This is a genomic window from Blautia sp. MSK.18.38, assembly GCF_024460535.1.
GTDB classification, from domain to species: Bacteria; Bacillota; Clostridia; order Lachnospirales; family Lachnospiraceae; genus Blautia_A; species Blautia_A fusiformis.
Genome location: NZ_JANFYP010000085.1, coordinates 1 through 640 on the forward strand (window position 1 = coordinate 1; position 640 = coordinate 640).

Here is a 640-nt window from a genome sequence, read left to right on the forward strand (position 1 = left end):
CTGGTGCAGTGGATTATATCACGAAACCTTTTTCGATTAGTGCTTTGCAGCGAAAGATCAAAGCCATGTTCGCTATGTTGGAACATCACAAACCAGCTAAGGATATTTACGAGGATGGTAGCCTGTTTCTGGATTTTTCGGAACAATTTGCAAGTTTGAACGGGAAACCATTAGCGCTTTCTGCGATGGAATATAAAATGCTGAACCTATTTCTTAAAAATCCGAAGCAGGTACTTACCCGCCAACAACTTTTGGAAAGGCTGTGGGACATTGATGAAAAATATGTAGATGAACATACCCTTACTACTTCTATCAGCCGCATTCGCAGTAAGATTGAAGCGGATGGCGACACATATATCAAAACGGTTTACGGTATGGGGTATCAATGGACAGGAGGCGAAAAGAAATGAAACTGAATAACCTTTCTGCTAAGAAAATTTGTAGACTGATTAGTGCTGGCATGGTTTTCTCTATGCTGGTAATTACCGGTATTCTCGGCGGTATAATGCAGGATATACGAATTTTCATAGCAGGTGGAACATTGACACTCTGTGCATTTTTCTGGATTTGGCTATTGGTGCTGTCTTTTGGAAAACGCCTTTCTCATTTTACTTCTAATTTGTGCCGGACGCTGGACAAC

Annotated in this window: 1 protein-coding gene and 1 pseudogene; both read left to right on the forward strand. The window is 41.1% G+C overall.

Annotation, left to right across the window (positions count from 1 at the left end):
* Nucleotides 1-410: response regulator transcription factor (locus tag NE638_RS17825; RefSeq protein WP_173687207.1), on the forward strand; the 410-nt coding region annotated here is incomplete at its 5' end.
* A pseudogene (locus NE638_RS17830) lies at nucleotides 407-640 on the forward strand (sensor histidine kinase); the annotation flags it as partial. The gene NE638_RS17825 and the pseudogene NE638_RS17830, both read left to right, overlap by 4 nt.